The organism is uncultured Tepidimonas sp. (assembly GCF_938045175.1).
Classification (GTDB): Bacteria; Pseudomonadota; Gammaproteobacteria; order Burkholderiales; family Burkholderiaceae_C; genus Tepidimonas.
This window is the reverse complement of record NZ_CALIND010000130.1, coordinates 1-26,022: the sequence shown is the minus strand read 5'-3', so window position 1 is coordinate 26,022 and position 26,022 is coordinate 1. Positions and strand designations below refer to the sequence as shown.

Genomic DNA, 26,022 nt, shown 5'->3' with positions numbered 1-26,022 from the left:
AGGCACGCCTCGGTCACGACCAAGTCGTTGTCGCGCGCGAACCCCATCACGAAGTCCCATGCCCGCACGTCGTAATCGCGCAACGCCCGGTCGACGACCACGCACTTGATGCCATTGACGACGGTGGGAATCACCCAAGGCGAATAGCGCAGGTGCCCGCCAGGCCCCTGCCCGGCTTGGGGATGAAACGGGCTCATGACACCCGCCAGCCGCTCGGCCCAATCGCTGGGACGAAACGTCCGGCCACTGCGGGTGACCCCCTGGATGAAGACTTGTTGGGCGTTGGGCGTGACCATCGCGCTGAATGGGCCCCTTGCCGGTGGGCAAGCGGCCATGGTTGGGGTGGACTTCGGCTCCCGCGCGGGGGCCGCGGCAACGCGAGGATCGCTCCCGTCGCCTGACAAGTATTGTATCTTATATAAGACTTGACGCACCCGACGGCAACCCCGCTGCAGAGACAAGAACTAGAATCCAGCGTTGGCCCGCTGGCATTTCTCACCCCAAATCAAAACCCGCACGCCCATGAACGCTCCTGCCGAACCCCACGTGATGTCCACCTACGCCCGCGTGCCCATCATGCTGTCGCATGGGCGCGGCTGTCGTGTCTGGGACGTGGAGGGCCGCGAGTACCTCGACGCGCTGGCGGGTATCGCGGTCAACACGCTGGGCCACGCCCACCCGCGCCTGGTCAAGGCGTTGCAAGAGCAAGTCGAGCGACTCATCCACATCAGCAACTACTACCACCACCCGCTGACCGAGCCGCTGGCCGCCGCGCTGTGCGAGCGCAGCGGGCTGGACAAGGTGTTCTTCTGCTCCACTGGGCTGGAGGCCAACGAGGCGGCGCTGAAACTCGCGCGCAAGTTCGGCCACGACAAGGGCATCGATCGCCCCCAAATCGTCGTATACGAAAAAGCCTTCCACGGCCGCTCGATCGCCACCCTGTCGGCCACGGGCAACCCCAAGGTGCAAGCGGGCTTCGAGCCGCTGGTCGAGGGCTTTATCCGCGTGCCCATCAACGACCTTGATGCCCTGCGCGCGGCCACCGCGGGCAACCCCAACGTGGTGGCGGTGTTTTTCGAGGCGATCCAGGGCGAAGGCGGTGTCCACCCGCTGTCGCCGGAATACATGGCCGGCGTGCGCGCGCTGTGCGACGAGCACGACTGGCTGCTCATGATCGACGAGGTTCAGTGCGGCATGGGGCGCACGGGCAAATGGTTCGCGCACCAATGGGCCGGCATCCGGCCCGATGTCATGCCGCTGGCCAAAGGGCTGGGCTCGGGTGTGCCCATCGGCGCGGTGGTTGCGGGCCCCAAGGCAGCCCACATTTTTCAGCCGAGCAACCACGGCACCACGTTCGGCGGCAACCCGCTGGCCATGCGCGCGGGGCTGGAGACGATCCGCATCATGGAAGACGAGGGGCTGCTGGACAACGCGGCCAAGGTCGGCACCCATCTGCACACCCAACTGTGGGCGGCGCTGCACGGGGTGCCGGGCGTGCGCGAGATCCGCGGCAAAGGGCTGATGCTGGGCATCGAGTTGGACCGCCCGTGCGGCGACTTGGTGCAGCGGTGTGCGCGGGCCGGCCTGTTGCTGTCGGTCACGGCCGAGCGGGTGATCCGCCTCGTGCCGCCGTTGATTCTGACGCACGCCGAAGCCGACGAAATCGTGGCCAAACTGGTGCCGCAGGTGCGGGCCTTCCTGAACGAGACGAGCGCATGAAACACTACCTGCAGTTCAAGGACTTGACCGCCGACGAATACGCGTATTTGTTCGTGCGCGCGGCGTTCATCAAGCACAAGTTCAAGGCGGTCGAACGCTACCAGCCATTTGCCGACCCCGACCGCACGTTGGCCATGATCTTCGAGAAGGCGAGCACGCGCACGCGCGTGAGCTTCGAGGCGGGCATGTACCAGATGGGTGGTTCCGTCGTGCACCTGACCACGGGCGACAGCCAGCTTGGCCGCAGCGAGCCCATCGAGGACACCGCGCGCGTCATCAGCCGCATGGTCGACCTCGTCATGATCCGTACCTTCGAGCAAAGCAAGATCGAGCGCTTTGCCGCACACTCGCGCGTGCCCGTCATCAACGGGCTGACCAACGAGTTTCACCCCTGCCAGATCCTGGCCGATCTGTTCACCTGGCTGGAGTACCGCGGCCGACGTGCCGACGGCTCGATCGACCCCGCGGCGCTGCGCGGCATCACCGTGGCCTGGGTGGGCGACGGCAACAACATGGCCAACACCTGGCTGCAAGCGGCGCAGATTCTGGGCTTTCGCGTGCACATCAGCACACCCCGCGGCTATGAGGTCGACCCCGCGGTGGCCGGTGTGCCGCCGGGCGACTTCTGGCAGGTGTTCGACGACCCGATGGACGCCTGCCGTGGCGCCGACCTGGTCACCACCGACGTGTGGACGAGCATGGGCTTCGAGGCCGAAAACGAGGTGCGCAAGCAAGCGTTTGCCGCCTGGTGCGTGACCCCGGCCATGATGGCGGTGGCGAAGCCGGACGCCTTGTTCATGCACTGCCTGCCCGCCCACCGCGGCGAAGAGGTCGCGGCCGAGGTGATCGATGGACCTCAGTCCGTCGTCTGGGACGAAGCCGAAAACCGCATGCACGTGCAAAAGGCCTTGATGGAGTATTTGCTGCTGGGCCGCCTGGCCTGAAACACCCGTCGCCCCCATCGGACGCCCATGAGCGACTGCCTGCGCTGCGGCGCGTGCTGCGCCCATTTTCGCGTCGACTTCTCCGTTTACGAAACCGCCTCGTGCGGCGGCAGTGTCCCCGATGGCTTGGTGGTGGAGGTGGCAGGTGCCACGGTGCGCATGCGCGGCACCGATCACTGGCCACCGCGCTGTGCGGCGCTGACGGGCACACTCGGCGAGCGCGTCGCCTGTGCCATCTACGAGTGGCGCCCGTCACCGTGCCGCGAGTTCGAGGCCGGCAGCGACGCGTGCGCGCGGGCCCGCGCGCGGCATGGCTTGCCCGCCCTGGCTGCGGACGGCTAGACCCCGTGCTTGCGCGGCTGCCGCTGCAACGCCGCCTCGACCTGCTGACACAGCGTGCGCAGCACCTCGATGCGTGACCACAGCTTGTCGTCCGACGCCACGATGTGCCATGGCGCCACCCGGGTCGAGGTGCGATCCACCATGTCCTGCACCGCGCGCTCGTAGGCGGGCCACTTTTCCCGGTTGCGCCAATCCTCGGGGGTGATCTTGAACTGCTTGTGCGGTGTCGTCTCGCGCTCGCGAAAGCGCCGAAGCTGCTCCTCAGGCGTGATGGCCAGCCAGAACTTGACGATGATCACGCCCGCCTCGGCCAGCTCCTCCTCGTAGGCATTGATCTCGCCGTAAGCGCGCATCCAGTCGGCCTCGCTGCAAAAGCCCTCCACCCGCTCCACCAATACCCGGCCGTACCAGGAGCGGTCGAAGATGACCGCCCGACCATGGGGCGGAATGTAGCGCCAGAAGCGCCACAGATAGGGCTGGGCGCGCTCGTTTTCGTTCGGCGCGGCCACCGGCACCACCCGATAAAAGCGTGCATCGAGCGCTTGCGTGATGCGCCGGATGGTGCTGCCCTTGCCCGCCGCGTCCATGCCTTCGAACACCACCACCAGCGAGCGCTCGCGCAGGCGCGCGTCGCGGCTGAGCAGATTCAAGCGGCCCTGCCAGCGCTCGAGCAACCGGTCGTAGCGCTCGCGCGGCAGGCGCCGGCTGTAGTCTTGCGCCCGCAGCAACGTCACGTCATCCGTGCCCGTCTCGATCACGCTGGGCGGCAGGGGCGGCGTGGGCGGGGCTGGCTTGGCCGTGTGCTGCAGCACCGACAGCAGATGCCGCCCGGCGGTCAGCTCGCGATAGCACACGTCACTGCCCTCGATCACGATCCAGGGTGCCTCGCCCAGGCTTGTCTTGCGCAACGCTTCGTCGCTGGCCTCGATGAATTCGTCGTAGTGCTTCAGGTGCTCGCGCTCGCGCGGGCCAATGCGCCACGCCGTGCGAGGGTCGGCCGCCAAATCCTTCAAGCGCCGCCTGGCTGCTTTCTTGGACAGATGGAACCAGAACTTGACCAGCACCACCCCCTCGGCCACCAGCATGCGCTCGAACTGGCGGATGCGCTCGAGCCGGTGCGCAAACCGGTCGGCGTCGTCGTCACCCATCACCCGCGCTAGGATGGGGTCGGTGTACCATGAGCCGAACAGCATGGCGATGCGCCCTTTGGGCGGCAACACCTGCCAAAAGCGCCACATCTCGGGCCAGCGGCGCTCCTCCGGCGTCATGGCATCGAACGCCTCCGTGCGGATGTGGCGCGGGTCCATCCAGGCATTGAGCGTGTTGACCGTCTCGCTGCGCCCTGCCCCATCGACACCGTTGATGAGCACCACCACCGCCCGATCGGCACGGCGCAACAGCTCATATTGGGCGTCGAGCAATGCGGCGCGCAAGGCCGGCACCTCTGCCTTGTAGGTCGCGCGATCGATGCGGTGACCGATCTCGGCCGAATCGAACATCCTCGAGCCCTCCTCTGCCCAAATGGATCTTGCTATAATACTGGTCTTTGCTGGCAAAGCCTCGTCTGCCGTGATCACCTTGTCGACGAGGAACCCTTGCCAGGCAAGCCCCGTCGGGTCTGATCTTCCCCACGTGCGGCCCCTGGCGCACTTTCGGAAACCATTGGCCAATGACCACCATCCGCGTTAAAGACAACGAACCGTTCGACGTCGCCCTGCGCCGCTTCAAGCGCACGATCGAAAAGCTGGGCCTGCTCAACGAGCTGCGCGCCCGCGAGTTCTACGAAAAGCCCACCGCCGAGCGCAAGCGCAAAAAGGCAGCCGCTATCAAGCGCCACCTCAAGCGTGTGCGCTCGCAACAGCTGCCGCAGCGCCTGTACTGAACGGGGCGCCACCCCACTCGGCTTGCGCCGACCCCCAAGCCCGCCCGAGGACGCTCCGGCGGGCTTGCGTATTGGTATCGACACCGCTGATACGGAGCGACCCTGCCATGTCTATGAAAGACCGCATCACCGACGACATGAAAGCCGCCATGCGCGCCAAAGACAGCGCGCGCCTGGGCGCCATCCGACTGCTGCTGGCCGCCATCAAGCAGAAGGAAGTGGACGAGCGCACCACGCTGGATGACGCCGGCGTCGTCGCGGTGGTGGACAAGTTGCTCAAGCAGCGCCGCGACTCGATAGCCGCCTACGAACAAGCAGGCCGCACCGATCTGGCGGACCAAGAACGCGCCGAAGCCGCCGTGCTGGAAGCCTATCTGCCCGCACGACTGGATGCCGCGGCGATTGCCGCCGCCGTCCAGAACATCGTCGCCCGTGTCGCGGCCGATTTGGGCCGCGCGCCCACGCCCACGGACATGGGCAAAGTCATGGCGCTGGCCAAAGCCGAGCTCGCCGGGCAGGCCGACATGGCGCAGGTATCCGCTGCGGTCAAGGGCGCGCTGGCTGGCTGAACCGCCCGCCCCCCACCGTCCATGACGACGGCTCCCGACCTCGCGCCCGCCGAGGCCCCGATTGGCGTCTTCGACTCCGGCGTCGGTGGCTTGTCGGTACTGCGCGAAATCCACCGCCTGCTGCCCGGCGAAGACCCCATCTACGTCGCCGACTCGGGCCATGCGCCCTATGGCGACAAGCCTCCAGCTTTCGTACAGGCGCGGGCTGAACACATCCTGCGGCAACTGCGGCGTGCGGGCTGCAAGGCGGTCGTGGTGGCCTGCAACACCGTCACGGGCCTGTCCATTCAGGCCCTGCGCGCGCAGCACCCCGGGTGGCCATTGGTGGCCATCGAGCCGGCCGTCAAACCCGCGGCTGCGCTGACGCGCAGCGGCGTCATTGGCGTGCTGGCCACGCGCAACACGGTCGCCAGCCCAGGGCTGACCCGCCTCATCGCCGAGCACGCGGCGGGTGTGCAGGTACTGCGCCAAGCCTGTCCCGGCTGGGTCGAGCGCGTCGAGCGCGGCGAACTGGACGGTCCCGATACCGAAGCGGCCGTGGCCGACCGCGTGCAACCGCTGCTGGATGCCGGTGCCGACGTCCTGGTGCTGGGCTGCACCCACTACCCGTTCTTGCTGCCCGTCATTCAACGCATCGCGGGTCCGTCCGTCGCGATCCTCGACCCCGCCCCCGCCGTGGCGCGTGAACTGGCGCGCCGGCTGACCGAAGCCGGGCTACTCAACTCCCGCCCACGAGGGGGAATGGTGCGCTTTTGGACCAGCGGGGACCTCACGCAGACCGGCACTGTGATCGCCCGGCTGTGGGGCAGCGACACACAGCCCGAGCGCTTGGTGGGGGAGAATACGGCCGAGCCCTGAGCGGATCTTTCTGGGATCCGACCTTCACGGCAGCAACCGATGCACCCGGGTAAACCGGGCGCCGGTCACAGCTTGGTCACGCACGAAATCCGCAGCCGAAGGGAAACGTCGCGTAACCCTATGATATCGTTGGTGGGTCGTGCAGGATTCGAACCTGCGACCAACGGATTAAAAGTCCGCTGCTCTACCGACTGAGCTAACGACCCCTCATTCGCGACAGCTCTCTACTGCACCGCGCGAAAGCTCACATTATAGCAACAATTTCAAGCGTTTTTGCCGCGTGAGGCGCTCAGGCATCGCTCGCGATGGCATCCATCACCCAACCCGCGGCGCACAGGCCAAAGGTAGCGGTGACCGCCACGCTAGAGCCGTAGCCGTGGCAGTTGAGCGAGCCGTCCGGCATCCCTGCCGCCATGCAGGCAGCATCGGGTGGCCGCACGGCCTCGCGGCTAAAAACCGCGGTCACCCCGATGGCACCCTGGCGCGGCGCGCCGTGCGCCTTGCGCAGGCGTTGCCGCAGCTGCGCCAGCAGGGGGTCGTGGGTGGCGAACGCGATGTCGGCGATTTCGACCTGCTCGCCCCGACGCTTGCCGCCGGCCGCGCCCACGGTCACGAACCGCACGTGCTCATCCCGGCTCCAGGCGGCCAGCGTGACTTTGGCCGCCATCTGATCGCAGGCATCGATGACGGCCAGCGGCCCCTGCATGCCTTGCTGCGCACGAGCGTGCGCCAGCAACGAGAGCCAGTTGTCGGGCGTGACGAAGTCGTCGATCGCCAGCACGTGGCAGCCGGGGTGAATGGCGGCGATACGCGCGCGCATGGCCTCGACCTTGGCCTGGCCGTAGCTGCCCTCGAGCGCATGGATCTGGCGGTTGGTGTTCGACTCGGCGATGTGATCCAGATCGATGAGGGTGATGCGCCCCACCCCACTGCGCGCGAGTGCCTCCGCGGCCCAAGAACCGACACCGCCGATGCCGACGACGATCACGTGGGCGTCGAAGATGCGCTGCGCCCCACCCGGCCCGTACAGTCGACGCAAGCCGCCAAAGCGGCGTTCGAAGTCAGCCGCGCCCTGTCCGATCTCGGTGGCAGACGGCTCGGCGCTCACTCGCGTTCCAACAACCACAGCTGGAGCCGCAGACCTGCGACGGCACCCAGCAGGATACCTGCGAAGGCCACGACACTGGTCAGGCTCAGCGTCGAGACACCGGACAAGCCCTGCCCAATGGTGCAGCCCATGGCGGTGACACCGCCCACCCCCATGCACAGCGCCCCCACCAGATGCAGCGCGGTGTCACGCGTGCCCGCGAAGCCCTCCCAACGGAAGGTGCGCGTGGCCAGTGCGTGTGCCAGCGCCCCGGCCACCACACCCAGAACCGAGACCACGCCGAGACTCAGCACCTTGTTTTGGTCGCTGAAATAGATCAACCAGTCCAGCGTATAGGCCATGGGGGCGGTGAAGGTGAGCGCCTCCATGCGACCGCTGTTGGTGGCCACGAAGACGGGCTCCAGCGTCTCGGGGTGCTCGGGCACGAAGCCCAAATGTCCCGTCACCCACCACATGGCCACGACGGTGGCGCCGATGCCCAGACCGGCGAGCCACGCCTGGGACGAGCGGCGCACGCCGTCATCCCAAGCCGCCCAAACGATGAGCGCAAACCCCACACCGACACCGATCCAAAGGGCTGCCGTGGCCGACCAACCCAGGTGCGCTGCCAGCCAGAGCGACAGCGGACTGCCGGGCTGCATCTCGAACGCGACCCGATCCACCGTGCGATCCCGCAGCACGGCGGTGATGCCGCGCAGCGTCGCAAACGCCGCCACGCCCATGACGAAAAACACGACGACGGACTTCAGGCTCCCCCCGCCGATGCGCACCAGCGTCTTGCTACCGCACCCAGACCCCAGCACCATCCCAAAGCCGAACAGCGCGCCACCGACGAGGGCCGACAGCCAAATCACGCGCCCGCTGTAGTAAATGGTTTGTGTGGGGTCGATCCACCCGAGTGCGGCCATGCCATGAAACCCCACCATGGCCACGCCAATGGCCATGATCCACATGCGCATGCGCGTCCAGTCGCCCATGTTGACGATGTCGCTGACCGCGCCCATGGTGCAAAAGTGGGTGCGGTGCGCGATGGCACCAAACAGGGCCGAGACGGCGAACGCTGCCCCGAGAACGGTGTGGTACAGGGATTGAAAAGCCGCGGAATCCATGGTGTTGCGCTCGGTAGAGGGCCAGATTCTACGGCCCCACGTCCGGCGCCGCGCTGCGCCATGGCCGCGCGGGCGGCAAGGGCGTCAGCGCAGACGCGCCAAGCGGTCGCGTGCGGTGGCCGCGGCCTCGGAGTCGGGGTAGCGCGCGACGAGTGCCTGCCACGTGGCGCGCGCCGCTTTCGCGTCCTTGAGCTCGAGCTGACAACTGGCCACGGCCAGCATCGCCTCGGGCGCCCGCGGGTGTTTGGGAAACTGCTCCAGCAGCCGCTGGTAGCTCTGGATGGCGGCGGCGTAGTCGCGTGCCGCATACAGCGCATTGCCGCGCCAGTACAGGGCCAGGGGAGCGTAGCCGCTGTCGGGATAGCGTGCCAGAAAGCTCGCGTAGGCCTGCGCCGCGCGGGCGAACTCGGAGGCCCGCAGGGCGGCCATCGCGGCCTCGAACGCCGCCTTCTCGTCCGGGCGGGCGGTGAACTCGACCCCCTCGACGCTGACCTTGATGGGCTCCAGTGCGCGCAGCCGCTCATCGAACGCCGCTAGGGCGTCGCGCTGCTGGCGCTGGACGTCGGCCACGTCGCGCGCCAGGCGCTCCTGCTGGCCGCGCAGTTCGGCCAACTCGCGCCGCAGCGCCTCGATTTGGTTGACCACGTCGAGCGTGCCCCGCCGCGCGGCGTCGCCACCGGCGCGCAGCTCCTGCAACTGGCGCTCGGCGGCTTCGAGCGCTTGGCGTTGGGTCTCCAGCGTCTGGCGCTGTGCCTCGAGCCGAGCGCGCAAATCCAGAATGGCGCGCCGCGCCTCGTCGTCGCTGAAAATCGCATGGGCGGGCGTGGCGACGGCGAGCCAAACCGCGGCCAGCGCACCCGCCGCGGCACCGCGCAGGCCGCAACCCGAAAAGCGCGAACGCATCATGGCCATCTTCACCGGTATTGCAGCTCGACGCGGCGGTTGCGGCTCCACACCGCTTCACCGCTACCCTCGACCGCGGGTTTTTCTTTGCCGTAGCTGACCGCCTCCATCTGCGACTCTTGCACACCGAGCAGCGCGAGAGCACGGCGCACGGCGTCGGCGCGTTTTTGGCCCAGGGCCAGGTTGTATTCGCGTGTGCCGCGCTCGTCGGTGTGGCCTTCCAGCACCACGCGGCGCTGGCGGTCGGCATTGAGGAAACGCGCGTGCGCCTCCAGCGTCGCCATGTACTCCGGCTTGACCGTGTACGAGTCGAAGTCGAAGTAGATGACGCGCTCGACGTTGGCGGGCGGCTGGGCCTGTCCGGGCTGTGAGGTTTGCACCGGCACCACGGTGCGGCCGTCCACGGAGGCACCCGCCGCGCCCGAGCCCGCGCCTGCACCCGCCGCACCGGCCGGACTCACGGGCGTTGGCGTGCGGTCGGTGACCGGCGCTGCTTCATCAAGCTTGACGCTGGAGCAGCCCGCCAGTACGGCAGCCGCCAGCAGGGCGGCGCCCAGACGGGGAATCGGGAAAAGACGAACCGTGGTGGACAGAGATTTCATGGCCGAAACAGTGGATGGGAAGGGAACAAGTGAAACGGAAAAAAATCAGCAGATCACGCGGGGAACGGCCCCCAGTCGGGCTCACGCACGTTGCCGCTGGCAGCCAGTCGCGTTTTGATGCGACCGTCGAGCGTGGTCGTCATCAGCGACTCGCGGCCCTGCACCCGGGTGGCATACATGATGAGGCGTCCGTTGGGGGCAAAGCTCGGGCTCTCGTCGGCGGCGGTGTCGGTCAACGACGTGACGGTACCGCTGGACAGGTCCATGAGCCGCAGCCGGAAAGCGTCCCCGATGCGAGAAACGAATGCCAAGTGCCGCCCGTCGGGGCTGACCGCGGGCGAGACGTTGTAGCTGCCCTCGAAGGTGACGCGCGTGACCTCGCGTCCGTCGGGGGTCATGCGGTAGATCTGCGGCGAGCCCCCGCGGTCGCTGACGAAATAGACCGCCTTGCCGTCGGGCGCGAACGCGGGTTCGGTGTCGATGCCGCCCGTTTGCGTGATGCGTTGCGGCGCGCCGCCGTCGAGGTCGAGCGCGTAGATCTGCGAGCTGCCGGCCAGCGTGAGCGTGGCGTACAGCCGACGCCCGTCGGGCGACCAGGCGGGCGCGCTGTTGGAGCCCCGAAAACTCGCCAACAGCCGCCGGCGACCGGTGGCGATGTCGTGCGCATAAATCACAGGCTTGAGCGCCTCGAAAGAGACGTACGCCAACTGCGCGCCATTGGGCGACCAGGCGGGCGAGATGATGGGCTCACGGCTCGTCAAGGCGGGCTGGGCGTTCTCGCCGTCGGCATCGGCCACCCACAGCTGGTGGCGCTCGCCGTTTTTGCTGACATAGGCGATGCGGGTGGAAAAGACCCCACGCTCGCCAGTGAGCTTCTCGTACACGTAGTCGGCGATGCGGTGCGCGGCCAGGCGCAGGTCGGCCGCGCCCACGGGATAGCTCAGTCCCCCCAGGTCGGTGCCGCGCACCGCGTCCCACAACCGGAACCGCACGTCGAACCGTCCGTCGGCCAGCCGACGGACGCTGCCGGTGAGCAGGGCATCCGCTCCCTGACTACGCCAGGGCGCGAGATCGGGCCGGGCCATCTCGTCCAGCACCGTGGTGCCACCCGGCAATTGGCGCAACTGCCCGCTGCGCACCAGATCGGCCGCGACGATGGCCGCCACGTCCTGCGGCAGGCCCGCGGGCACGGCAAATGGCGCCACGGCAAATGGAATCTGCGGCACGCCCACGCCGGTGACCTCGACACGAAACTGGGCGCGTGCCAAGCCGCTGACTGCCGCCAGCGTACCGGCGGCAGTCATGGCCAACCAACGGCGGCGCGTGGGCCCCAGGCAGCAGGACGGCAGCGGGCTTGCCGGTGGGCGAAACGACGCTCCAACGAACGAGGAATGGATGGACGTCATGAACAAGCAAACGAAGCTAAAAAACGACGGCCCGCGTGCCTGCGGCGCGCAGTGGCGAGGCCACGGTCGATAATACCGGAACGCGGATGACGATCCTGGGTGGGTCGCACCGCCAAGAAAGTTCCCGCCCCTGCCTGGGCATCCGATCCGCTCGACCTTGCCGAACCCGACTCCGGACCCCCAAACCACCGTGCCCCCTGCGGCCTCGCAAACCATGGCGCGGCGCCTGTGGCGGCTGTGGCCATACTTCCGCCCGGCGCGCGCAGGGCTGGTCATGGCGGTCGTGGGCGCGCTGCTGGCGGCGTTGACCGAACCGGCCATCCCTGCGCTGCTCAAGCTGCTACTCGACGAGGGTTTCATCGGCGGCGGTCTGCCCCTGTGGTCGGTGCCAGTGGCCCTCATCGGTCTGTTTGCGGTGCGCGGGGCGGCCACATTCGTGGCGCAATACGGCCTGGCCTACACCGCCAACGGCGGCATGCTGGCGCTGCGGCAAGCGATGTTCGAGCGCCTGGGTGAGGCCGACTTGCGCCTGTTTGCGGATCAAAACGCCAGCCGTCTTTCCAACACCGTGGTCTACGAAGTGCAAAACGGCGCGGCGCAATTGGTCGGCGCGCTGCTGACGCTGGTGCGCACGGTGTTGACGATCGCCGCGCTGCTGGCCTATTTGCTGTGGCTCAACTGGCAGCTCACGCTGATCGTGCTGGCGATGTTTCCGCCCCTGTCGTGGGGCATGAAGGCGCTGTCGCGGCGGCTGTACCAAGTCACGCGGCGCAGCCAGCAAGCCACCGACGAGTTGGCCTACGTGGTGGAAGAAAACGTGCTGGCGCACCGCATGGTGCGGCTGCATGGCGCCCAAGCGCAGCAAGAGCGCCGCTTTGCCGGGCTCAACCGGGCGCTGCGTTCGCTGGCGCTCAAGAGCACGGTGGCCGCCGCGGCCATGACGCCGCTGTCGCAAATCCTGGCTGCCACGGCGCTGTCGGCCGTCATCATGGTGGCGCTGCACCAGGCCGCCGGCGGCGTGTCGGTGGGCAGCTTCGTCGGGTTCGTGACGGCGATGCTGATGCTCATCACCCCGATCCGGCAGTTGGCCGACATCGCGACCCCGATCACGCGCGGGCTGGCGGCGCTGGAGCGCGGCATCGAACTCATCGAGCACGCGCCGGCCCAGCACGGCGGCGGCCACGATGGCGGACGCGCGCGCGGTCGCCTCACGCTGGAGGAGGTGTGGGTGCGGTTTGCGGGGCGGCCGGGGGCGGCGCTGCGCGGCGTGTCGCTCGACATCGCGCCCGGTGAGGTGGTGGCACTGGTTGGCCCCTCCGGGGCGGGCAAGACGACGCTGGTCAACCTGTTGCCGCGCTTCGTGTCCCCCAGCCGGGGGGTGGTCCGGCTGGACGGCGTGGATGTGCGCGACTGGGACTTGCGCAGCCTGCGTCGACAGTTTGCGATGGTCAGCCAGGACGTCGTCATGTTCAACGACACGGTGCTGGCCAACGTGGCGCTGGGCGACGACCATCCCGACGAGCAACGCGCACGGGCGGCGCTGGAGGCGGCCAACCTGGGCGACTGGTGGACGACGCTGCCACAGGGCCTGCATACGGTGGTGGGCCACAACGCGGCGCAACTCTCCGGCGGGCAGCGTCAGCGGCTGGCGATTGCGCGCGCCCTCTACAAAGATGCCCCGGTACTGATTTTGGACGAAGCGACCTCGGCCCTGGATAACGAATCCGAACGCCTGGTGCAGGAGGCGCTGGCCCGCCTGATGGCGGGCCGCACGACATTGGTCATCGCGCACCGCCTCTCGACCATCGAGCACGCCGACCGCATCGTCGTGCTGGAAGAGGGCCGCATCGTCGAGCAGGGTACCCACACCGAGCTGCTGGCCACCGGGGGCCTGTACGCGCGGCTGCATGCGCGGGGGCGTGCGGGCTGGATCGACGACGGCGAGAGCGGGACCGAACCCGAAACCTGACCCCGCCGCGACCGGGTGCGGGCAGCGCCTACAACAGCACGATGTCGTATTGCTCCTGCGTCATGCCGCTTTCGCTCTGCAACGAGATGGGCTTGCCGATGAAGTCCGACAGGCCCGCGAGGTGGGCGCTTTCCTCGTCCAGGAAACGCTCGATCACCTGCGGCGCGGCGATGATGCGGAACTCACGCGGATCGAACGCACGCGCCTCGCGCAAGATCTCGCGCAAGATGTCATAGCACACGGTGCGCGTGGTGCGCACCCGCCCGCGCCCGCCGCACGCGGGGCACGGCTCGGTCAGCATTTGCGCCAGCGACTCGCGCGTGCGCTTGCGCGTCATCTCCACCAGCCCCAACTGCGAAAACCCGCCGATCATGGTCTTGACCCGATCGCGCGCGAGCTGCTTGCGCAGCTCGGCCAGCACCGCCTCGCGGTGGTCGTCGCGCACCATGTCGATGAAGTCGATGACGACGATGCCGCCCAGGTTGCGCAATCGCAACTGGCGCGCGATCGCTTGCGCCGCCTCCAGGTTGGTGCGAAAGACGGTGTCGTCGAAATTGCGCGCGCCGACGAAGCCACCGGTGTTGACATCGATGGTGGTCAGCGCCTCGGTCTGGTCGAACACCAGATAGCCGCCGGACTTCAGATCGACGCGCCGCCCCAGCGCGCGTTCGATCTCGTCGTCGACGTGGTAGGGCTCGAAAATGGGCCGCTCGCCGCGGTACAGCACCAGCCGCTCGGCCACCTGCGGCGTGAACTCCTGCGCAAACGCCTGCAGTGCGGCAAACTGCTCGCGCGAGTCGACCTGGATCGAGCGCGTCTGCGGCCCGGCCAGGTCGCGCAGCACGCGCTGCGTCAGGCTCAGCTCCTCGTACAGCAGCGCGGGCGGCGCCACCTGCACCGCGCGCTCGCGGATGCGGGCCCAGGTTTTGCGCAGGTAGGCGATGTCGTCGGCCAGCTCCTCGTCGCTGGCGTCTTCGGCGTTGGTGCGCAAAATGAACCCACCGCCGCCCTCGCCCGCCAGGGTCAGCAGGCGCTGGCGCAGGGCCTCGCGTTGCACGTGCGGGATTTTTTGCGACACGCCGATGTGCGCGTCGTGCGGCAAAAAGACCAGCAGCCGTCCGGCGATGCTGATCTGGGCGGTCAGGCGCGCGCCCTTGCTGCCGATCGGGTCCTTGAGCACCTGCACCAGGATCGACTGCCCCTCGAAGACCTGCCGCTCGATGGGCGGGACGGCGCCTGTCTCGGTCTCACCGGTGCGCCCGCCCCCGTGGCGGGCCTGAATCTGCGGCAACAAGTCCGCCACGTGCAAAAAGGCGGTGCGCTCCAGCCCGATGTCGATGAACGCCGACTGCATGCCCGGCAACACGCGCTGCACGCGCCCGACGTAAATGTTGCCCACGAGGCCACGCTCGAGCGAGCGCTCGAGCCACACTTCCTGCACCGCGCCCTGCTCGATGAGCGCGACGCGGGTTTCTTGCGGCGACCAGTTGATGAGGATGTCGTGCGAGGCCATCATGGCGCATCAGCTTACAGCAGGCGCAGGCCAGCGCGGCGCAGCAGTTCGGCGGTTTCGTAGGCGGGCAGGCCCATGATGCCGGTGTAGCTGCCCTGGATGCGCCGCACCCACAGACCAGCCAGCCCCTGGATGCCGTAGGCGCCCGCTTTGCCGAACGGCTCCCCCGTCGCGACGTAGGCGTCGATTTCCTCGGCCGACAAGGGCTTGAAGGTGACCGTGGAGCGGTTCACGGCGAGCGCCTCGCGCCCCGCCCAGGCGAGCGCCACCGCGGTGAGTACCTGGTGACGGCGCCCCGACAGGCGCTGCAACAGGCGCGTCGCGTCGGCGGCATCCGCAGGCTTGCCCAAAATGTCGCCGCCATCGGCCACGGTGGTGTCGGCGCACAGCACCACACCGGGCGGCCAGCCGCGCTGGCGGCGCCGCGCCTCGGCCGCGCGCAGCTTCAGCCGGGTGACCCGGCGCACGTACGCCAGCGGGGCCTCGCCGGGCAAGACACCTTCGAGCACCTCGGCGTCTTCGCTGGCGTCGGGCAACAGCGGCACGCAGGTCACCCCCCACTGTTCGAGCAGCGCCCGCCGTCGCGGGCTTTGCGAAGCGAGATAGACCCAGGGCCGACCGTCGGCGGGAAGCGAGGGAGGGACGTGGCTCATTCGCGGTGGTAGGGGTGTCCGGTGTTGATGGACCAGGCCCGGTAGAACTGCTCGATGAGCAGCACGCGCGCCAGGGCATGCGGTAACGTCAGGTCCGACAGGCGCAGCCGCCAGCGGGCGGCCTGCCGCAGCCCCGGGTCCAGCCCGTCGGGGCCGCCGATGACGAACGCGACGTCGATGCCGTCGAGTTGCCACTGGCGCAGGCGCGCGGCCAGCTCGACCGTGGTGCAGCGCTCGCCGCGCTCATCCAGCACGACCAGCCGGGCCCCCTTGGGGCAGGCCGCCTCCAGCCGCTGGCGCTCGGCCGCCATCAGGGCCTCGGGGGCCTTGCCGCCGCCGCGCGGCTCTGCCTTGACAGTGCGCAGGTGCATGCGCACCTCGGGTGGCAAGCGCCGGGCGTAGTCCTCATAGGCCGCTTCGGCCCAGTCCGGCAGGCGCTGTCCCACCGCCAGCAGGTGCCACTTCATGCCGCGTCGTCGGCCACCCGGCGGCGGCGCCGAGGCGCTGCGGCAGGGGTGGCTTCGGCCGCGGCCCGCGGCGCCGCCGACGGCGGCGCCTTGCGCAGGCGCACCGGCTTGCCGCCCCAGATTTCCTCCAGCCGGTAATACTGCCGGATGGCGGGCTGCATCACGTGCACCACGGCCTGGCCACAGTCCACGATGATCCACTCGCCATTGTCCTCCCCTTCGACGCGGGGTTTGGCAAACCCGGCTTCGGCCACCTTGTCGCGCACGCTCGCGGCCAGCGCCTTGGTTTGGCGATTGGACGTGCCGCTGGCGATGATGACGCGCTCGAACAGCGGCGTGATGGCTTCGGTGTTGAACACCTGGATGTCTTGCGCCTTGACGTCTTCGAGGCCATCGACGATGGCGCGCTGGAGTTTGCGAATCTGGCGTTGGGCAGCGGTTTCGGTCATGGAGTCAAGCAGTGGAGTCGGACGGCCCGCCCGTGGCGCGGTAGAGCCCGTGTTCGGAAATATACCGCGCCACGGCGGGCAGCACCAGCGCCGCGGCCGCGTTCCCCGCGTCACCCGCCTGCCAGCGGGCGCGCAGCGCCGTGGCGCTGAGGTCGATGGGGGGCAAGCGCAGCGGCACGAATGGCAGGCCCACAGCCGCCAGGTCGGGCAAGGCCGCCCCAACCCCCGCCAGCGGCCGGTTGGCCACCGCCACGGTGGCCAGGCGCAGAATGTCTTCCCAACGGTGCCAAGTGCGCAGGGCCAACCACTGGTCGGCCCCGACCACCAGATACAACTGTGCCTGCGGGTATTCGGCGTGCAGCCCGCACAGCGTGTCGATGGTGTAGGTGGGGCCGCTGCGCCGGGTTTCGCGCGCATCGATGGACACCCGCGCCAGGTCGCCGAAGGCCAGCTCGCACATCGCCAGCCGGTGCTCGGCCGCCGTTAGCGGCCGCGTCTTGTGCCACGCCTGCCCGGTCGGCACGATCAGCAGCCGATCCAGCGCCAACTGGTGCAACGCCGCCTCGGCCACGGCGCGGTGGGCACGGTGCGGCGGGTCAAACGCGCCGCCAAACACGCCGATACGCGGCGGCGCGGGCGCTGCGTCGGCGGCCGTCACAGCCAGTCCCGGCGCACCAAGAATTCGGTCAGCAACCGGTGCTCGGGCGTGCCGGGCTGCGGCCGCTCGTCATACGCCCAGCGCACCAGCGGCGGCATGGACAGCAGAATCGATTCGGTGCGCCCGCCCGACTGCAGGCCAAAGTGCGTGCCGCGGTCCCACACCAGGTTGAACTCGACATAGCGGCCGCGCCGGTAGAGCTGGTGCTGGCGCTCGCGCTCGCCCCAGGGCATGTCCTTGCGCCGCTGCACGATGGGCAGGTAGGCGTGCAAAAAGGCGTCGCCGACGGCGCGCGTCATGGCAAAGCCGCCCTCGAAGCCGAGTTCCGAGAAGTCGTCGTAGAAGATACCGCCGATGCCGCGCTGCTCGCCGCGGTGGCGCAGGCAGAAGTAGTCGTCGCACCAGGCTTTGAAGCGCGGGTACTTGTCGGCACCGAACGGCGCCAGCGCCTGCGCGCAGATACGGTGGAAATGCCGCGCGTCCTCTTCAAAACCGTAGTAAGGCGTGAGGTCCATGCCGCCGCCAAACCAGCTCACCGGCTCGCCGCCGCCCACGGGGCGGGCGGTGATCATGCGCACGTTCATGTGCACCGTGGGCACGTAAGGGTTGCGCGGGTGAAAGACCAACGACACGCCCAGTGCCTCGAACGGCGCGCCCGCCAGTTCGGGCCGGTGCTGCGTGGCCGAGGGTGGCAATTTCGGGCCACTGACATGCGAGAACCCGCAGCCCGCGCGCTCGAATACCGCGCCACCCTCCAGAATCTGGGTCACGCCATTGCCCTGCAGCGGCTCGCCGGGCGCTTTCTCCCAGGCGTCGGACAGAAAGGATCGGCCATCGATCTCCGCGATGGCGCTGGTGATGCGCTGCTGCAATCCGAGCAGGTATTCGCGCATCTGGGAAACGGGCTCGAGGGCCATGGATTTGCCTCCTGCCGACGGCGACGCGCCGGCGCTTGCCTTCAGCCGACCGCGCGCGCCAGCGCCCGGTGGCCGATGTCACGGCGGTACTGCATGCCGTCGAAGGCGACCCCGCGCACCAAGGCGTAGGCGCGCTCGCGCGCCGCGGCGACGTCCGCGCCCAGCGCCGTCGCGCACAGCACCCGCCCACCGCTGGTCACCAACCGGTCGCCTTGCAGCGCGGTGCCGGCGTGAAACACCACCGCATCGTCCGTGTCGACGGGCAGCGCGGTGATCGCGTCGCCCTTGCGCGGCGCCTGCGGATACCCCGCCGCAGCCACCACGACGCCCAGGGCGACGCGCGGATCCCACTCCAGCGTCACCGTGTCGAGCCGCCCTTCGGTCGCGGCGAGCAGTGCCTCGACCAAATCGGTGCGCAGCCGCATCAGAATGGGCTGCGTCTCGGGGTCACCCATGCGGCAGTTGAACTCCAGCGTCTTGACCGAGCCGTCGGGCGCGACCATCAACCCGGCGTAGAGGAAGCCGGTGTATGGCACGCCCTCGGCCGCCATCGCGCGCACCGTGGGCTCGATGACCTCGCGCAGGGCGCGCTCGTGCACCGCGGGCGTGACCACGGGCGCGGGCGAGTACGCCCCCATGCCACCCGTGTTGGGCCCAGCGTCACCGTCGAGCAGGCGCTTGTGGTCCTGGCTGGTGGCCAGCGGCAGCACGTGTTCGCCGTCCACCAGCACGATGAAGCTGGCTTCCTCGCCGATCAGGTATTCCTCGATAACGACGCGCGCGCCCTCGGCGTTGTGCTGCACGCCCAGCCGGTTGTCCACCAGCATGAAGTCGATCGCCTCGTGCGCCTCGGCGGCGGTCATGGCCACCACCACGCCCTTGCCCGCGGCCAGGCCATCGGCCTTGACGACGATGGGCGCACCCACACGATCCACATAGGCGTGCGCCGCCGCAGGGTCGGAGAAGGTTTCGTGCCGCGCCGTGGGAATGCCGTGGCGCTGCATGAACGCCTTGGCGAACGCCTTGGAGCTCTCCAGCCGCGCAGCCGCTTGTGTCGGACCAAAGATGCGCAGGCCCGCGGCCCGAAACGCATCGACGATGCCGGCGGCCAGCGGCGCCTCGGGGCCGACGACCGTCAGGCCGATGCGGTTGGCCAGCGCCCAATCGCGCAAGGCCGCCACGTCGGTGAGGGGCACGTTGACCAGTTGCGCGTCGCGGGCGGTACCCCCGTTGCCCGGGGCCACGTACACCTGCTCGGCACGCGGCGATTGCTTGAGTTTCCACGCCAGCGCGTGCTCGCGGCCGCCACTGCCGACGACCAAGACCCGAATCCGTTCGCTCATTCCGGCAATTCCGCGTTGTGGAAGACGTCCTGCACGTCGTCCAGGTCTTCCAGGGCGTCGAGGAGTTTTTGCATGCGCACCGCGTCTTCACCCGTGAGCACGACGGTGTTGGTGGGGCGCCAAGTGACTTCGGCCATGGCCGGGGTGAGACCCGCGGCCCGCAGCGCATCGCGCACCGCTTCGAACTGACCGGGCGCGGTCAGCACCTCGATCGAGCCGTCGTCCTGCGTCAGCACATCGTCCGCACCGGCTTCGATGGCCACCTCCATCACCTTGTCCTCGGACGTGCCAGGCTCGAACACCAGTTGGCCACAGTGCTGGAACTGAAACGCCACCGATCCCTCGGTGCCCAGATTGCCGCCGTGCTTGGAAAAGGCGTGCCGCACCTCGGCCACCGTGCGCACGCGGTTGTCGGTCATGCAGTCGACGATGACGGCCGCGCCACCGATGCCGTAGCCCTCGTAGCGCACCTCCTCGTAGCTGACCCCCTCCAGGTTGCCAGTGGCCTTGTCGATGTTGCGCTTGATGGTGTCGGCCGGCATGTTGGCGGCCTTGGCCTTTTCGATCGCCAGCCGCAGGCGCGGATTGGCGGCCGGGTCGCCGCCGCCCTGGCGGGCGGCGATCATGATTTCACGCACCACCCGCGTCCAGATGCGCTGGCGCTTCTCGTCCTGGCGCGCCTTGCGGTGCTGGATATTGGCCCACTTGGAATGTCCTGCCATGCAAACCTCGTTGGTTCCGTCTCGGTGACCGGCTCGGGCGCCGGTCGTCCTCCTGCGGTATTCTACGCGCCGGGGTCCGTGTGGCCCACTACCCCTCTTCGCTCCCCCCTGCCCCGCTGCACCATGACCGATACCATCCTGCTTGCCCGCCGCGACGCCATCGAATGCCACCTGCGTCTGGACAAAGCCAACCGCCACGGTTTGGTCACCGGCGCGACTGGCACCGGCAAGACCGTCACGCTGCAAACGCTGGCGGAAGGGTTTTCTCGCCACGGCGTGCCCGTCTTCATGGCCGATGTCAAGGGCGACCTGACCGGCATCAGTCAGCCCGGACGCATCGAGGGCAAGCTGGCGCAGGTGCTGGCCGAACGCGGCATCCCGGCGCCCGAACCGGCCGCGTGCCCGGTGACGCTGTGGGACGTCTTCGGCCAGCAGGGCCACCCGGTGCGCGCCACCATTTCGGACATGGGCCCGCTGCTGCTGGCGCGCATGCTGGGCCTCAACGAGACGCAGACCGGGGTGCTCAACCTGGTGTTCAAAATCGCCGACGACCAGGGCCTGCTGTTGCTGGACCTGAAAGACCTGCGTGCCATGTTGCAACACGTGGGCGACCACGCGCGCCAGTACACCACGCAGTATGGCAACATCAGCGCCGCCAGCGTGGGCGCCATCCAGCGCGGGTTGCTGGCGCTGGAGCAGCAGGGCGCAGACCGCTTCTTCGGCGAGCCGATGCTCGATATCGCCGACCTGATGCAGACGGTGGATGGCCGCGGCGTGGTCAACATCCTGGCGGCCGATCAACTGCTGCACGCGCCGCGCCTGTATGGCACCTTCTTGCTGTGGCTGCTGTCGGAGCTGTTCGAGACGCTGCCCGAGGTGGGCGACGTCGACAAACCCAAGCTGGTGTTCTTTTTCGACGAAGCGCACCTTCTGTTCGACGACGCGCCCAAGGTGCTGGTCGAGCGCATCGAGCTGGTCGTGCGGCTGATCCGCTCCAAAGGCGTCGGGGTGTTTTTCGTCACCCAGAATCCGCTCGACATCCCAGACAGCATCCTGGGCCAGTTGGGCAACCGGGTGCAGCACGCGCTGCGCGCTTTCACCCCGCGCGATCAAAAGGCGGTCAAGGCGGCCGCGCAAACCATGCGCCCCAAACCCGGGTTGGACCTCGAGGCTGCCATCACGGAACTGGGCGTGGGCGAGGCGCTGGTCAGCCTGCTCGACGCCAAGGGCCGCCCCAGCGAGACCGAGCGCGTCTGGGTGCTGCCCCCCGCCAGCCGCCTGGGCCCGGTGACGCCGCCGGAGCGACAAGCGTTGCTACGCAGCTCGCTGGTGGCCGGCGTGTACGAGCAAACCATCGACCGCGAAAGTGCGTACGAGCGCTTGCGCGCAACCCATGCAGCCCCCGCCGCCGATGCGCCAGCAGCCGCCAGCGCCACGGGAGGGCTTGGCGGCGCGGTCGGCGAGCTGCTGTTTGGGCGCACCGGGCCACGCGGTGGCCAGACCGATGGCCTGGTACAGACGGTGGTCAAGACCGCGGTGCGTCAAGTCGGGGCACAACTCGGGCGGCAACTGGTGCGCGGCTTGCTGGGCGGCCTGGTCGGCGGCAGCACGCGGCGACGTTGAGCCGTGCAACAGCGTGGGGCTGCGGGTTTGTGCGCAGCCCGCACCGGTGGGCGGGGCCGTACACTCGGGAGGTGCGCATTTCCACACGACGAGGAGACCCCCACCCATGACTGGCTGGCTGACCTGGATCGGTTGGACTCTGGCCGCCATTCTGGGTGTCGGCTGGTGGCGTGCCCGGCAAGCACAGCAAAGCACGCAACGGCTGTTGGCGCAGGAGCGGCAATGGGCCCTCGACCTGTTCGACCGGCTCGGTATCGCGCACTGGCGCCGCAACCTCGACACGCAGGAGCTGTGGTGGTCGGCCGTTTTTCGGCGCATGCACGGCATCGCCCCGGACGAACCTGCGGAGCGCCAGCGGTCGCTGCGCCAACTGGTGCCCGAGGACCGCGCCCGGGTCAACCAGGCACTGGAAGACGCCTATGCCGCAGGCGGCGGCGAGACCGGCTATCGCATCCAGCAACCCGACGGGCGCATCACCCACCACATGCTGCGCATCGTCGTCACGCAGGAGCCCGCCACGGGGCAGCGCATCGCGTTTGGCGTCAATCTCGACATCACCGAGCGCGTGCGGCTGGAGGCCGAATTGCGCGAGCGTACCGCCTACTTGGAAGCGATCGTGCAGCACCTGCCCATGGGCTTGAGTGTTTTCGACCGCGACCTGCGTCTGCGTGTGTGGAACCAGGCTTTCGGGCAGGTGCTCGGCCTGCCGCCCGCATTGCTGCGCGAAGGCGTGGATTTCGCCGACCTGATCCGCGTGCCGGCTCAGCGCGGCGAGTACCCGGGAGAGGACCCCGAGGCCGCCGTAGCCCGGCGGCGCGAGCTGGCGCTGGAATTTCGCCCCCACCGACTAGAGCGCACCCGCCCCAATGGACGCACGCACCTGGTCATTGGTGAGCCGATCGTGCGCGACGGCCAAACCGTGGGTTTCGTGACCACCTATACCGACATTACCGAACAAAAGCAGGAGCGCGAACGCCTGGCACAGGCGCTCGATATCCTGCGCACCCTGGTGGACAACATCCCTGCCGGGGTATCGATGGTCGACCGTGAGTTGCGTATGCAAGTCTGGAACGAGCGGCTACTAGAGCTGTTGGATCTTCCGCGCGAGCTGATGCAGCAGCCCGGCGTGACATTGGTCGACGTGCTGCGCTACAACATCGAACGCGGCGAATACGGTCCGCAGCCCGACCCCGAAGCCGCCCTGGCCCAGATGCGGGAACGCGCGCTGCGCTTCGAGCCGCATGAGTTCGAGCGCGTACGCCCCAACGGACGCGTGCTGCACATCCGCGGCCAGCCGCTGGCCACGGGCGGCTTTGTGACCATCTATACCGACGTCACCGAGCGACGCGCGGCGCAAGACGCGATCGAGCGCCTGGCACGCACCGACGCGCTGACTGGCCTGACCAACCGGCACGCGCTGCCGGTGGCCCTGGAGCAGGCGCTGCGCGGTGCCGAGCGCGACGGGCGGCCGCTGGCGGTATTGTTCATCGACCTGGATCGCTTCAAGGCGGTCAACGACTCACTTGGCCACGAGGCCGGCGACCAAGTGCTGATGGAAGCGGCGCGGCGCTTGCGCGCGCGGGTGCGGGCCAGCGATGTCGTCGCACGCATCGGCGGCGACGAGTTCGTCGTCGTGCTCACCGGCATGCAGGACGAAGCGGACGGCGCACAAGTGGCGCTGCAAATCGTGCAAACCCTGTCCGAGCCGTTCGTCGTGCCCGATGGCGCGGGCGGGACGCAGCGCGCCTACCTGACCCCCTCGATCGGTATCGCGCTGGCACCACGCGACAGCCGCGAGCCCGGTGAACTGCTGCGCCTGGCCGATATCGCGATGTACCACGCCAAGCACGACGGCGGGGCGGGCTGGTGCTACTTCACGCCCTCGATGAACGAGTCGGTGCGGCACCGCATCGAGCTGGAAGGTCGGCTGCGCGAGGCCATCGCGCACGACACGCTGGAGCTGCACTACCAGCCCATCCACGGTTTGCGCCCCGGGCTGCCGTTGCTAGGCTTCGAGGCCCTGCTGCGCTGGCCGCAGGCCAATGGCGAGCAGCTACCACCCGCCACGTTCGTCCCGGTGGCCGAACAGTCGGCCGATCTCATCGAGGCGCTCGGCCGCTGGGTGTGCACGACCGTGGCCCGCCAGCGCCGGCGCTGGCGGCAACACCACCCCGAGCTGGCGCTGACCTGGAGCATCAACCTCTCGGCAAGGCAGTTCGACCGCCCAGGGCTGGCCGAGCGTATCCGCGATGCCATCACCGCTGGCGACCCCGACCCCGCCGATCCCGACCAGCCCCTGCGGGGCTTCGAGTTCGAGATCACCGAGGGCGCGATGATGCGCGACCCAGTGCGCGCCGAGGCCGAACTGTCGCGCCTGCGGACCTGGGGTGCGCACGTGGCGATCGACGATTTCGGCACCGGCTACTCGTCGCTGGCATACCTGAAACACTTGCCAATCGACCGCCTCAAGATCGACCGTGCCTTCGTGCGTGACCTGGACCGCGACAGCGACGACGCGGCCATCGTCGCCGCCGCCATCACCATGGCGCGGCAGCTGGGTCGGCAATCCGTGGCCGAGGGCGTCGAAACCCCCGCCCAGCTGCGCGCCTTGCACGCCTTGGGGTGCGACGCGGTGCAAGGGTTCGGCTTGGCGCGGCCCATGCCGGCGCTGCACGCCTGGGCGTATGTGCAGCAGTGCGCCGGCGGCATGCACGCGGACCTGTGGGGCACGGTGGATCAGGCGTCTTCCGCCGCCAGCGACGCAGCGTAGTCCGCCACGGCCCGCAAAATGCCGGTGGCGCGCGGATCGCCCCGTGCGGCGGCCTCTTGCGCCAGCCGTTCGACACGTTGCTGGTAGCCTGGCAAAGGCACGACACAGCGCGTACGACAATGCGCGCGCCAGCACTCGCGCTCAGCGGCATCCAATGTCGTGGGGTGGTTGCGCGCGCGAAAGCGAAATACCAGCTCCGGCAGGCGTGGGTCGTCGAATCCCGCCCGGCGCCACGCGGGGTCGGCCGGGTCGAGCGCGCGCAGCCGCTCGAGTCGCCGCCGATCCTCGTCCCCGACGAAGCCGTCGTAGAGCGCAGCGTCCACGTCGGGCGGGTCGCTCGGGGCCTCGTCGCGCGCATACAGCGCGGACCACAGCGGCCCCAAATCGGGCAGCGCGGCGGCATAGTCGGCATGGCGCTCGATCGCACCCAGATCCAACCCGAAGCGCTCCGCCGGCCCGTCGCGCAGCACGGCCACGTTGGCAATGACCATCGGCGAACGGTTGAGGTGCACGCTCTTGAGCGGCAAGCGCTGCATGCCGTCGGGCAAATCGGCCTGGCGGGTGAAAAGGCGTCGGCGCGCCTCGTCGGGGCGCAGATCGGCCAGCTCGCGCGGGTCGAACGCCAAATCCCACGCCAGCAGCTCGTTGCGGTTGCGCGGGTGGCTGGCCAACGGCCACATCACCGCGAGGCAGCCGCGCTCGGGCGAAAACCGCCCCGAAATGTGCACGAACGGCCTGCCTTGCCCCGCCAGCGCCGGCAAGCCCAACACCTGCAGGACACGGTCTTTGCGGTGCAGCGACAGCGCATAGTCGAACAGGCGTGGCTGGTGCTGGCGGATCAGCCGCGCCAGCGCCACGGTGGCCTGCACGTCCGACAGCGCGTCGTGGGCGTGGTCGTGGCCCAGCCCGTTGGCAGCCGTGAGGTGCTCCAGCCGAAAGCTCGGTTTGCCGTCGCCGTTGCGCGGCCATTCGATGCCCTGCGGCCGCAGGGCCCAGGTCATGCGTACCACGTCCAGCAAGTCCCAGCGCCCACAACCGTTGCGCCACTCGCGGCCATAAGGGTCGAGCAAGTTGCGCCACAGCAGGTAACGGGTGAATTCATCGTCGAAGCGGATCGAGTTGTAGCCCACGCCGATCGTGCCTGGGCGCGCCAGCTCGGCCAGGATCGACTCGGCAAAGACCCGCTCCGTCACGCCTCGGGCCAGGCAATCTTGAGGCGTGATGCCGGTGATCAGGCAACTCTCCGGGTCCGGCAGATAGTCTAGGGTCGGCTGGCAATACCAGACCACGGGCTCGCCGATCGGTTGCAGCTGCGCATCGGTGCGCAGACCGGCAAACTGCGCCGGACGGTCGCGGCGGGGATCGGCACCGAAGGTTTCGTAGTCGTGCCAGAGGAAGGTGGGGGTCGCGGTCGTCACACGTCGCATCCTACCCGCAGTTGATCACCGCATGGTCCCCCGCAGGTCGGCATTCCGGCGTAGACTGCGGGCCATGAC

Annotated in this window: 24 protein-coding genes, 1 tRNA gene and 1 pseudogene; 9 read left to right on the top strand and 17 right to left on the bottom strand. The window is 68.7% G+C overall.

Annotated elements, in window-relative coordinates:
- On the bottom strand, window positions 1-296 hold a 296-nt coding region (locus Q0716_RS07015; protein ID WP_299021326.1), incomplete at its 3' end, for a DUF3579 domain-containing protein.
- Window positions 297-522: 226 nt separating this feature from the next.
- Between Q0716_RS07015 and Q0716_RS07010 the strand changes: the two genes are divergently transcribed.
- From Q0716_RS07010 to Q0716_RS07000, 3 genes are read left to right on the top strand one after another with little or no spacing between them, the layout of a single operon-like run.
- Window positions 523-1,719 carry an aspartate aminotransferase family protein gene (locus Q0716_RS07010; protein ID WP_299021323.1) on the top strand — a complete coding sequence of 399 codons (1,197 nt, stop codon included), beginning with the start codon at window positions 523-525 and terminating at the stop codon, window positions 1,717-1,719.
- Window positions 1,716-2,663 carry an ornithine carbamoyltransferase gene (gene argF, locus Q0716_RS07005; RefSeq protein WP_299021321.1) on the top strand — a complete coding sequence of 316 codons (948 nt, stop codon included), beginning with the start codon at window positions 1,716-1,718 and terminating at the stop codon, window positions 2,661-2,663. Before Q0716_RS07010 ends, argF begins: the two co-directional genes overlap by 4 nt.
- Before the next feature lie 27 nt (window positions 2,664-2,690).
- A complete protein-coding gene (locus Q0716_RS07000; RefSeq protein WP_299021319.1) occupies window positions 2,691-3,005 on the top strand; it encodes a YkgJ family cysteine cluster protein in 315 nt (104 codons plus the stop codon).
- Here Q0716_RS07000 and pap read toward each other — a convergent pair.
- On the bottom strand, window positions 3,002-4,504 hold the full coding sequence (gene pap, locus Q0716_RS06995) for a polyphosphate:AMP phosphotransferase (RefSeq protein ID WP_299021315.1): 1,503 nt from the start codon (window positions 4,502-4,504) through the stop codon (window positions 3,002-3,004). The genes Q0716_RS07000 and pap overlap by 4 nt on opposite strands.
- A 170-nt stretch (window positions 4,505-4,674) precedes the next feature.
- On the opposite strand from pap, the gene rpsU reads away from it, so the two are divergent.
- The 3 genes from rpsU to murI all read left to right on the top strand — a co-directional run bounded on the left by rpsU (window position 4,675) and on the right by murI (window position 6,314).
- Window positions 4,675-4,887 carry a 30S ribosomal protein S21 gene (rpsU, locus tag Q0716_RS06990; protein WP_143901936.1) on the top strand — a complete coding sequence of 71 codons (213 nt, stop codon included), beginning with the start codon at window positions 4,675-4,677 and terminating at the stop codon, window positions 4,885-4,887.
- Between the two features lie 107 nt (window positions 4,888-4,994).
- On the top strand, window positions 4,995-5,456 hold the full coding sequence (locus Q0716_RS06985) for a GatB/YqeY domain-containing protein (protein ID WP_299021301.1): 462 nt from the start codon (window positions 4,995-4,997) through the stop codon (window positions 5,454-5,456).
- Window positions 5,457-5,477: 21 nt separating this feature from the next.
- Window positions 5,478-6,314: a glutamate racemase gene (gene murI / locus Q0716_RS06980; protein ID WP_299021299.1), complete on the top strand. Its 837-nt coding sequence runs from the start codon at window positions 5,478-5,480 to the stop codon at window positions 6,312-6,314.
- A 130-nt stretch (window positions 6,315-6,444) separates the two neighbouring features.
- Here murI and Q0716_RS06975 read toward each other — a convergent pair.
- The 6 genes from Q0716_RS06975 to tolB all read right to left on the bottom strand — a co-directional run bounded on the left by Q0716_RS06975 (window position 6,445) and on the right by tolB (window position 11,340).
- Window positions 6,445-6,520: transfer RNA gene (locus tag Q0716_RS06975), tRNA-Lys, on the bottom strand.
- A gap of 83 nt (window positions 6,521-6,603) precedes the next feature.
- Window positions 6,604-7,422: a tRNA threonylcarbamoyladenosine dehydratase gene (locus Q0716_RS06970; RefSeq protein ID WP_299021296.1), complete on the bottom strand. Its 819-nt coding sequence runs from the start codon at window positions 7,420-7,422 to the stop codon at window positions 6,604-6,606.
- The gene (locus Q0716_RS06965) at window positions 7,419-8,531 is read right to left on the bottom strand and encodes a YeeE/YedE family protein (protein ID WP_299021295.1); all 1,113 of its coding nucleotides are present in this window, start codon (window positions 8,529-8,531) and stop codon (window positions 7,419-7,421) included. The genes Q0716_RS06970 and Q0716_RS06965 overlap by 4 nt, the downstream gene beginning before the upstream one ends.
- Before the next feature lie 84 nt (window positions 8,532-8,615).
- Window positions 8,616-9,437 (bottom strand): tol-pal system protein YbgF, encoded by an 822-nt coding sequence (gene ybgF / locus Q0716_RS06960; protein ID WP_299021293.1) that lies wholly within the window; start codon window positions 9,435-9,437, stop codon window positions 8,616-8,618.
- An 8-nt stretch (window positions 9,438-9,445) separates the two neighbouring features.
- On the bottom strand, window positions 9,446-10,036 hold the full coding sequence (pal, locus tag Q0716_RS06955; protein WP_299021291.1) for a peptidoglycan-associated lipoprotein Pal: 591 nt from the start codon (window positions 10,034-10,036) through the stop codon (window positions 9,446-9,448).
- 53 nt (window positions 10,037-10,089) lie between these two features.
- On the bottom strand, window positions 10,090-11,340 hold the full coding sequence (gene tolB / locus Q0716_RS06950) for a Tol-Pal system beta propeller repeat protein TolB (protein WP_299021289.1): 1,251 nt from the start codon (window positions 11,338-11,340) through the stop codon (window positions 10,090-10,092).
- A 316-nt stretch (window positions 11,341-11,656) separates the two neighbouring features.
- Here tolB and msbA point away from each other — a divergent pair, with 316 nt between their 5' ends.
- Window positions 11,657-13,411, top strand: a complete 1,755-nt coding sequence (gene msbA, locus Q0716_RS06945; RefSeq protein ID WP_299021334.1) for a lipid A export permease/ATP-binding protein MsbA — start codon at window positions 11,657-11,659, stop codon at window positions 13,409-13,411.
- 28 nt (window positions 13,412-13,439) lie between these two features.
- On the opposite strand, the gene rng is transcribed toward msbA, so the two are convergent.
- The 8 genes and pseudogenes from rng to Q0716_RS06905 form a co-directional block, all read right to left on the bottom strand.
- Complete coding sequence (rng, locus tag Q0716_RS06940; protein ID WP_299021331.1) at window positions 13,440-14,924, bottom strand: ribonuclease G; 1,485 nt, start codon at window positions 14,922-14,924, stop codon at window positions 13,440-13,442.
- A 14-nt stretch (window positions 14,925-14,938) separates the two neighbouring features.
- Entirely contained in the window at window positions 14,939-15,577 is a 639-nt protein-coding gene (locus tag Q0716_RS06935; protein WP_299021287.1) for a Maf family protein, read from the bottom strand.
- Window positions 15,574-16,044 carry a 23S rRNA (pseudouridine(1915)-N(3))-methyltransferase RlmH gene (rlmH, locus tag Q0716_RS06930; RefSeq protein ID WP_299021285.1) on the bottom strand — a complete coding sequence of 157 codons (471 nt, stop codon included), beginning with the start codon at window positions 16,042-16,044 and terminating at the stop codon, window positions 15,574-15,576. Before rlmH ends, Q0716_RS06935 begins: the two co-directional genes overlap by 4 nt.
- 92 nt (window positions 16,045-16,136) lie before the next feature.
- Window positions 16,137-16,493 (bottom strand): annotated as a pseudogene (rsfS, locus tag Q0716_RS06925) (ribosome silencing factor); the annotation flags it as partial.
- 4 nt (window positions 16,494-16,497) lie between these two features.
- Window positions 16,498-17,151 (bottom strand): nicotinate (nicotinamide) nucleotide adenylyltransferase, encoded by a 654-nt coding sequence (nadD, locus tag Q0716_RS06920; RefSeq protein ID WP_299021282.1) that lies wholly within the window; start codon window positions 17,149-17,151, stop codon window positions 16,498-16,500.
- Complete coding sequence (gene hemF, locus Q0716_RS06915; protein WP_299021280.1) at window positions 17,148-18,068, bottom strand: oxygen-dependent coproporphyrinogen oxidase; 921 nt, start codon at window positions 18,066-18,068, stop codon at window positions 17,148-17,150. The genes nadD and hemF overlap by 4 nt, the downstream gene beginning before the upstream one ends.
- 41 nt (window positions 18,069-18,109) lie before the next feature.
- Window positions 18,110-19,399 (bottom strand): phosphoribosylamine--glycine ligase, encoded by a 1,290-nt coding sequence (gene purD / locus Q0716_RS06910; protein ID WP_299021329.1) that lies wholly within the window; start codon window positions 19,397-19,399, stop codon window positions 18,110-18,112.
- Window positions 19,400-19,407: 8 nt separating this feature from the next.
- Window positions 19,408-20,133 (bottom strand): YebC/PmpR family DNA-binding transcriptional regulator, encoded by a 726-nt coding sequence (locus Q0716_RS06905; protein ID WP_299021278.1) that lies wholly within the window; start codon window positions 20,131-20,133, stop codon window positions 19,408-19,410.
- Window positions 20,134-20,256: 123 nt separating this feature from the next.
- Between Q0716_RS06905 and Q0716_RS06900 the strand changes: the two genes are divergently transcribed.
- Window positions 20,257-21,756: a helicase HerA-like domain-containing protein gene (locus tag Q0716_RS06900; RefSeq protein ID WP_299021276.1), complete on the top strand. Its 1,500-nt coding sequence runs from the start codon at window positions 20,257-20,259 to the stop codon at window positions 21,754-21,756.
- Window positions 21,757-21,862: 106 nt separating this feature from the next.
- Window positions 21,863-24,526, top strand: a complete 2,664-nt coding sequence (locus Q0716_RS06895; protein ID WP_299021274.1) for a PAS-domain containing protein — start codon at window positions 21,863-21,865, stop codon at window positions 24,524-24,526.
- Here the strand turns inward: Q0716_RS06895 and sbcB are convergent.
- Window positions 24,493-25,944: an exodeoxyribonuclease I gene (gene sbcB, locus Q0716_RS06890; RefSeq protein WP_299021271.1), complete on the bottom strand. Its 1,452-nt coding sequence runs from the start codon at window positions 25,942-25,944 to the stop codon at window positions 24,493-24,495. The two genes, Q0716_RS06895 and sbcB, sit on opposite strands and share 34 nt — an antisense overlap.
- Window positions 25,945-26,022 lie beyond the last annotated feature (78 nt).

Excerpts from the sequence above, each read along its gene's own strand:
- Q0716_RS07010 (WP_299021323.1), top strand. The coding sequence starts at position 523 with ATGAACGCTCCTGCCGAACCCCACGTGATGTCCACCTACGCCCGCGTG.
- argF (WP_299021321.1), top strand. The coding sequence starts at position 1,716 with ATGAAACACTACCTGCAGTTCAAGGACTTGACCGCCGACGAATACGCG.
- Q0716_RS07000 (WP_299021319.1), top strand. The coding sequence starts at position 2,691 with ATGAGCGACTGCCTGCGCTGCGGCGCGTGCTGCGCCCATTTTCGCGTC.
- pap (WP_299021315.1), bottom strand. The coding sequence starts at position 4,504 with ATGTTCGATTCGGCCGAGATCGGTCACCGCATCGATCGCGCGACCTAC.
- rpsU (WP_143901936.1), top strand. The coding sequence starts at position 4,675 with ATGACCACCATCCGCGTTAAAGACAACGAACCGTTCGACGTCGCCCTG.
- Q0716_RS06985 (WP_299021301.1), top strand. The coding sequence starts at position 4,995 with ATGTCTATGAAAGACCGCATCACCGACGACATGAAAGCCGCCATGCGC.
- murI (WP_299021299.1), top strand. The coding sequence starts at position 5,478 with ATGACGACGGCTCCCGACCTCGCGCCCGCCGAGGCCCCGATTGGCGTC.
- Q0716_RS06965 (WP_299021295.1), bottom strand. The coding sequence starts at position 8,531 with ATGGATTCCGCGGCTTTTCAATCCCTGTACCACACCGTTCTCGGGGCA.
- ybgF (WP_299021293.1), bottom strand. The coding sequence starts at position 9,437 with ATGATGCGTTCGCGCTTTTCGGGTTGCGGCCTGCGCGGTGCCGCGGCG.
- pal (WP_299021291.1), bottom strand. The coding sequence starts at position 10,036 with ATGAAATCTCTGTCCACCACGGTTCGTCTTTTCCCGATTCCCCGTCTG.
- tolB (WP_299021289.1), bottom strand. The coding sequence starts at position 11,340 with ATGACTGCCGCCGGTACGCTGGCGGCAGTCAGCGGCTTGGCACGCGCC.
- msbA (WP_299021334.1), top strand. The coding sequence starts at position 11,657 with ATGGCGCGGCGCCTGTGGCGGCTGTGGCCATACTTCCGCCCGGCGCGC.
- rng (WP_299021331.1), bottom strand. The coding sequence starts at position 14,924 with ATGGCCTCGCACGACATCCTCATCAACTGGTCGCCGCAAGAAACCCGC.
- Q0716_RS06935 (WP_299021287.1), bottom strand. The coding sequence starts at position 15,577 with ATGAGCCACGTCCCTCCCTCGCTTCCCGCCGACGGTCGGCCCTGGGTC.
- rlmH (WP_299021285.1), bottom strand. The coding sequence starts at position 16,044 with ATGAAGTGGCACCTGCTGGCGGTGGGACAGCGCCTGCCGGACTGGGCC.
- hemF (WP_299021280.1), bottom strand. The coding sequence starts at position 18,068 with ATGGCCCTCGAGCCCGTTTCCCAGATGCGCGAATACCTGCTCGGATTG.
- Q0716_RS06905 (WP_299021278.1), bottom strand. The coding sequence starts at position 20,133 with ATGGCAGGACATTCCAAGTGGGCCAATATCCAGCACCGCAAGGCGCGC.
- Q0716_RS06900 (WP_299021276.1), top strand. The coding sequence starts at position 20,257 with ATGACCGATACCATCCTGCTTGCCCGCCGCGACGCCATCGAATGCCAC.
- Q0716_RS06895 (WP_299021274.1), top strand. The coding sequence starts at position 21,863 with ATGACTGGCTGGCTGACCTGGATCGGTTGGACTCTGGCCGCCATTCTG.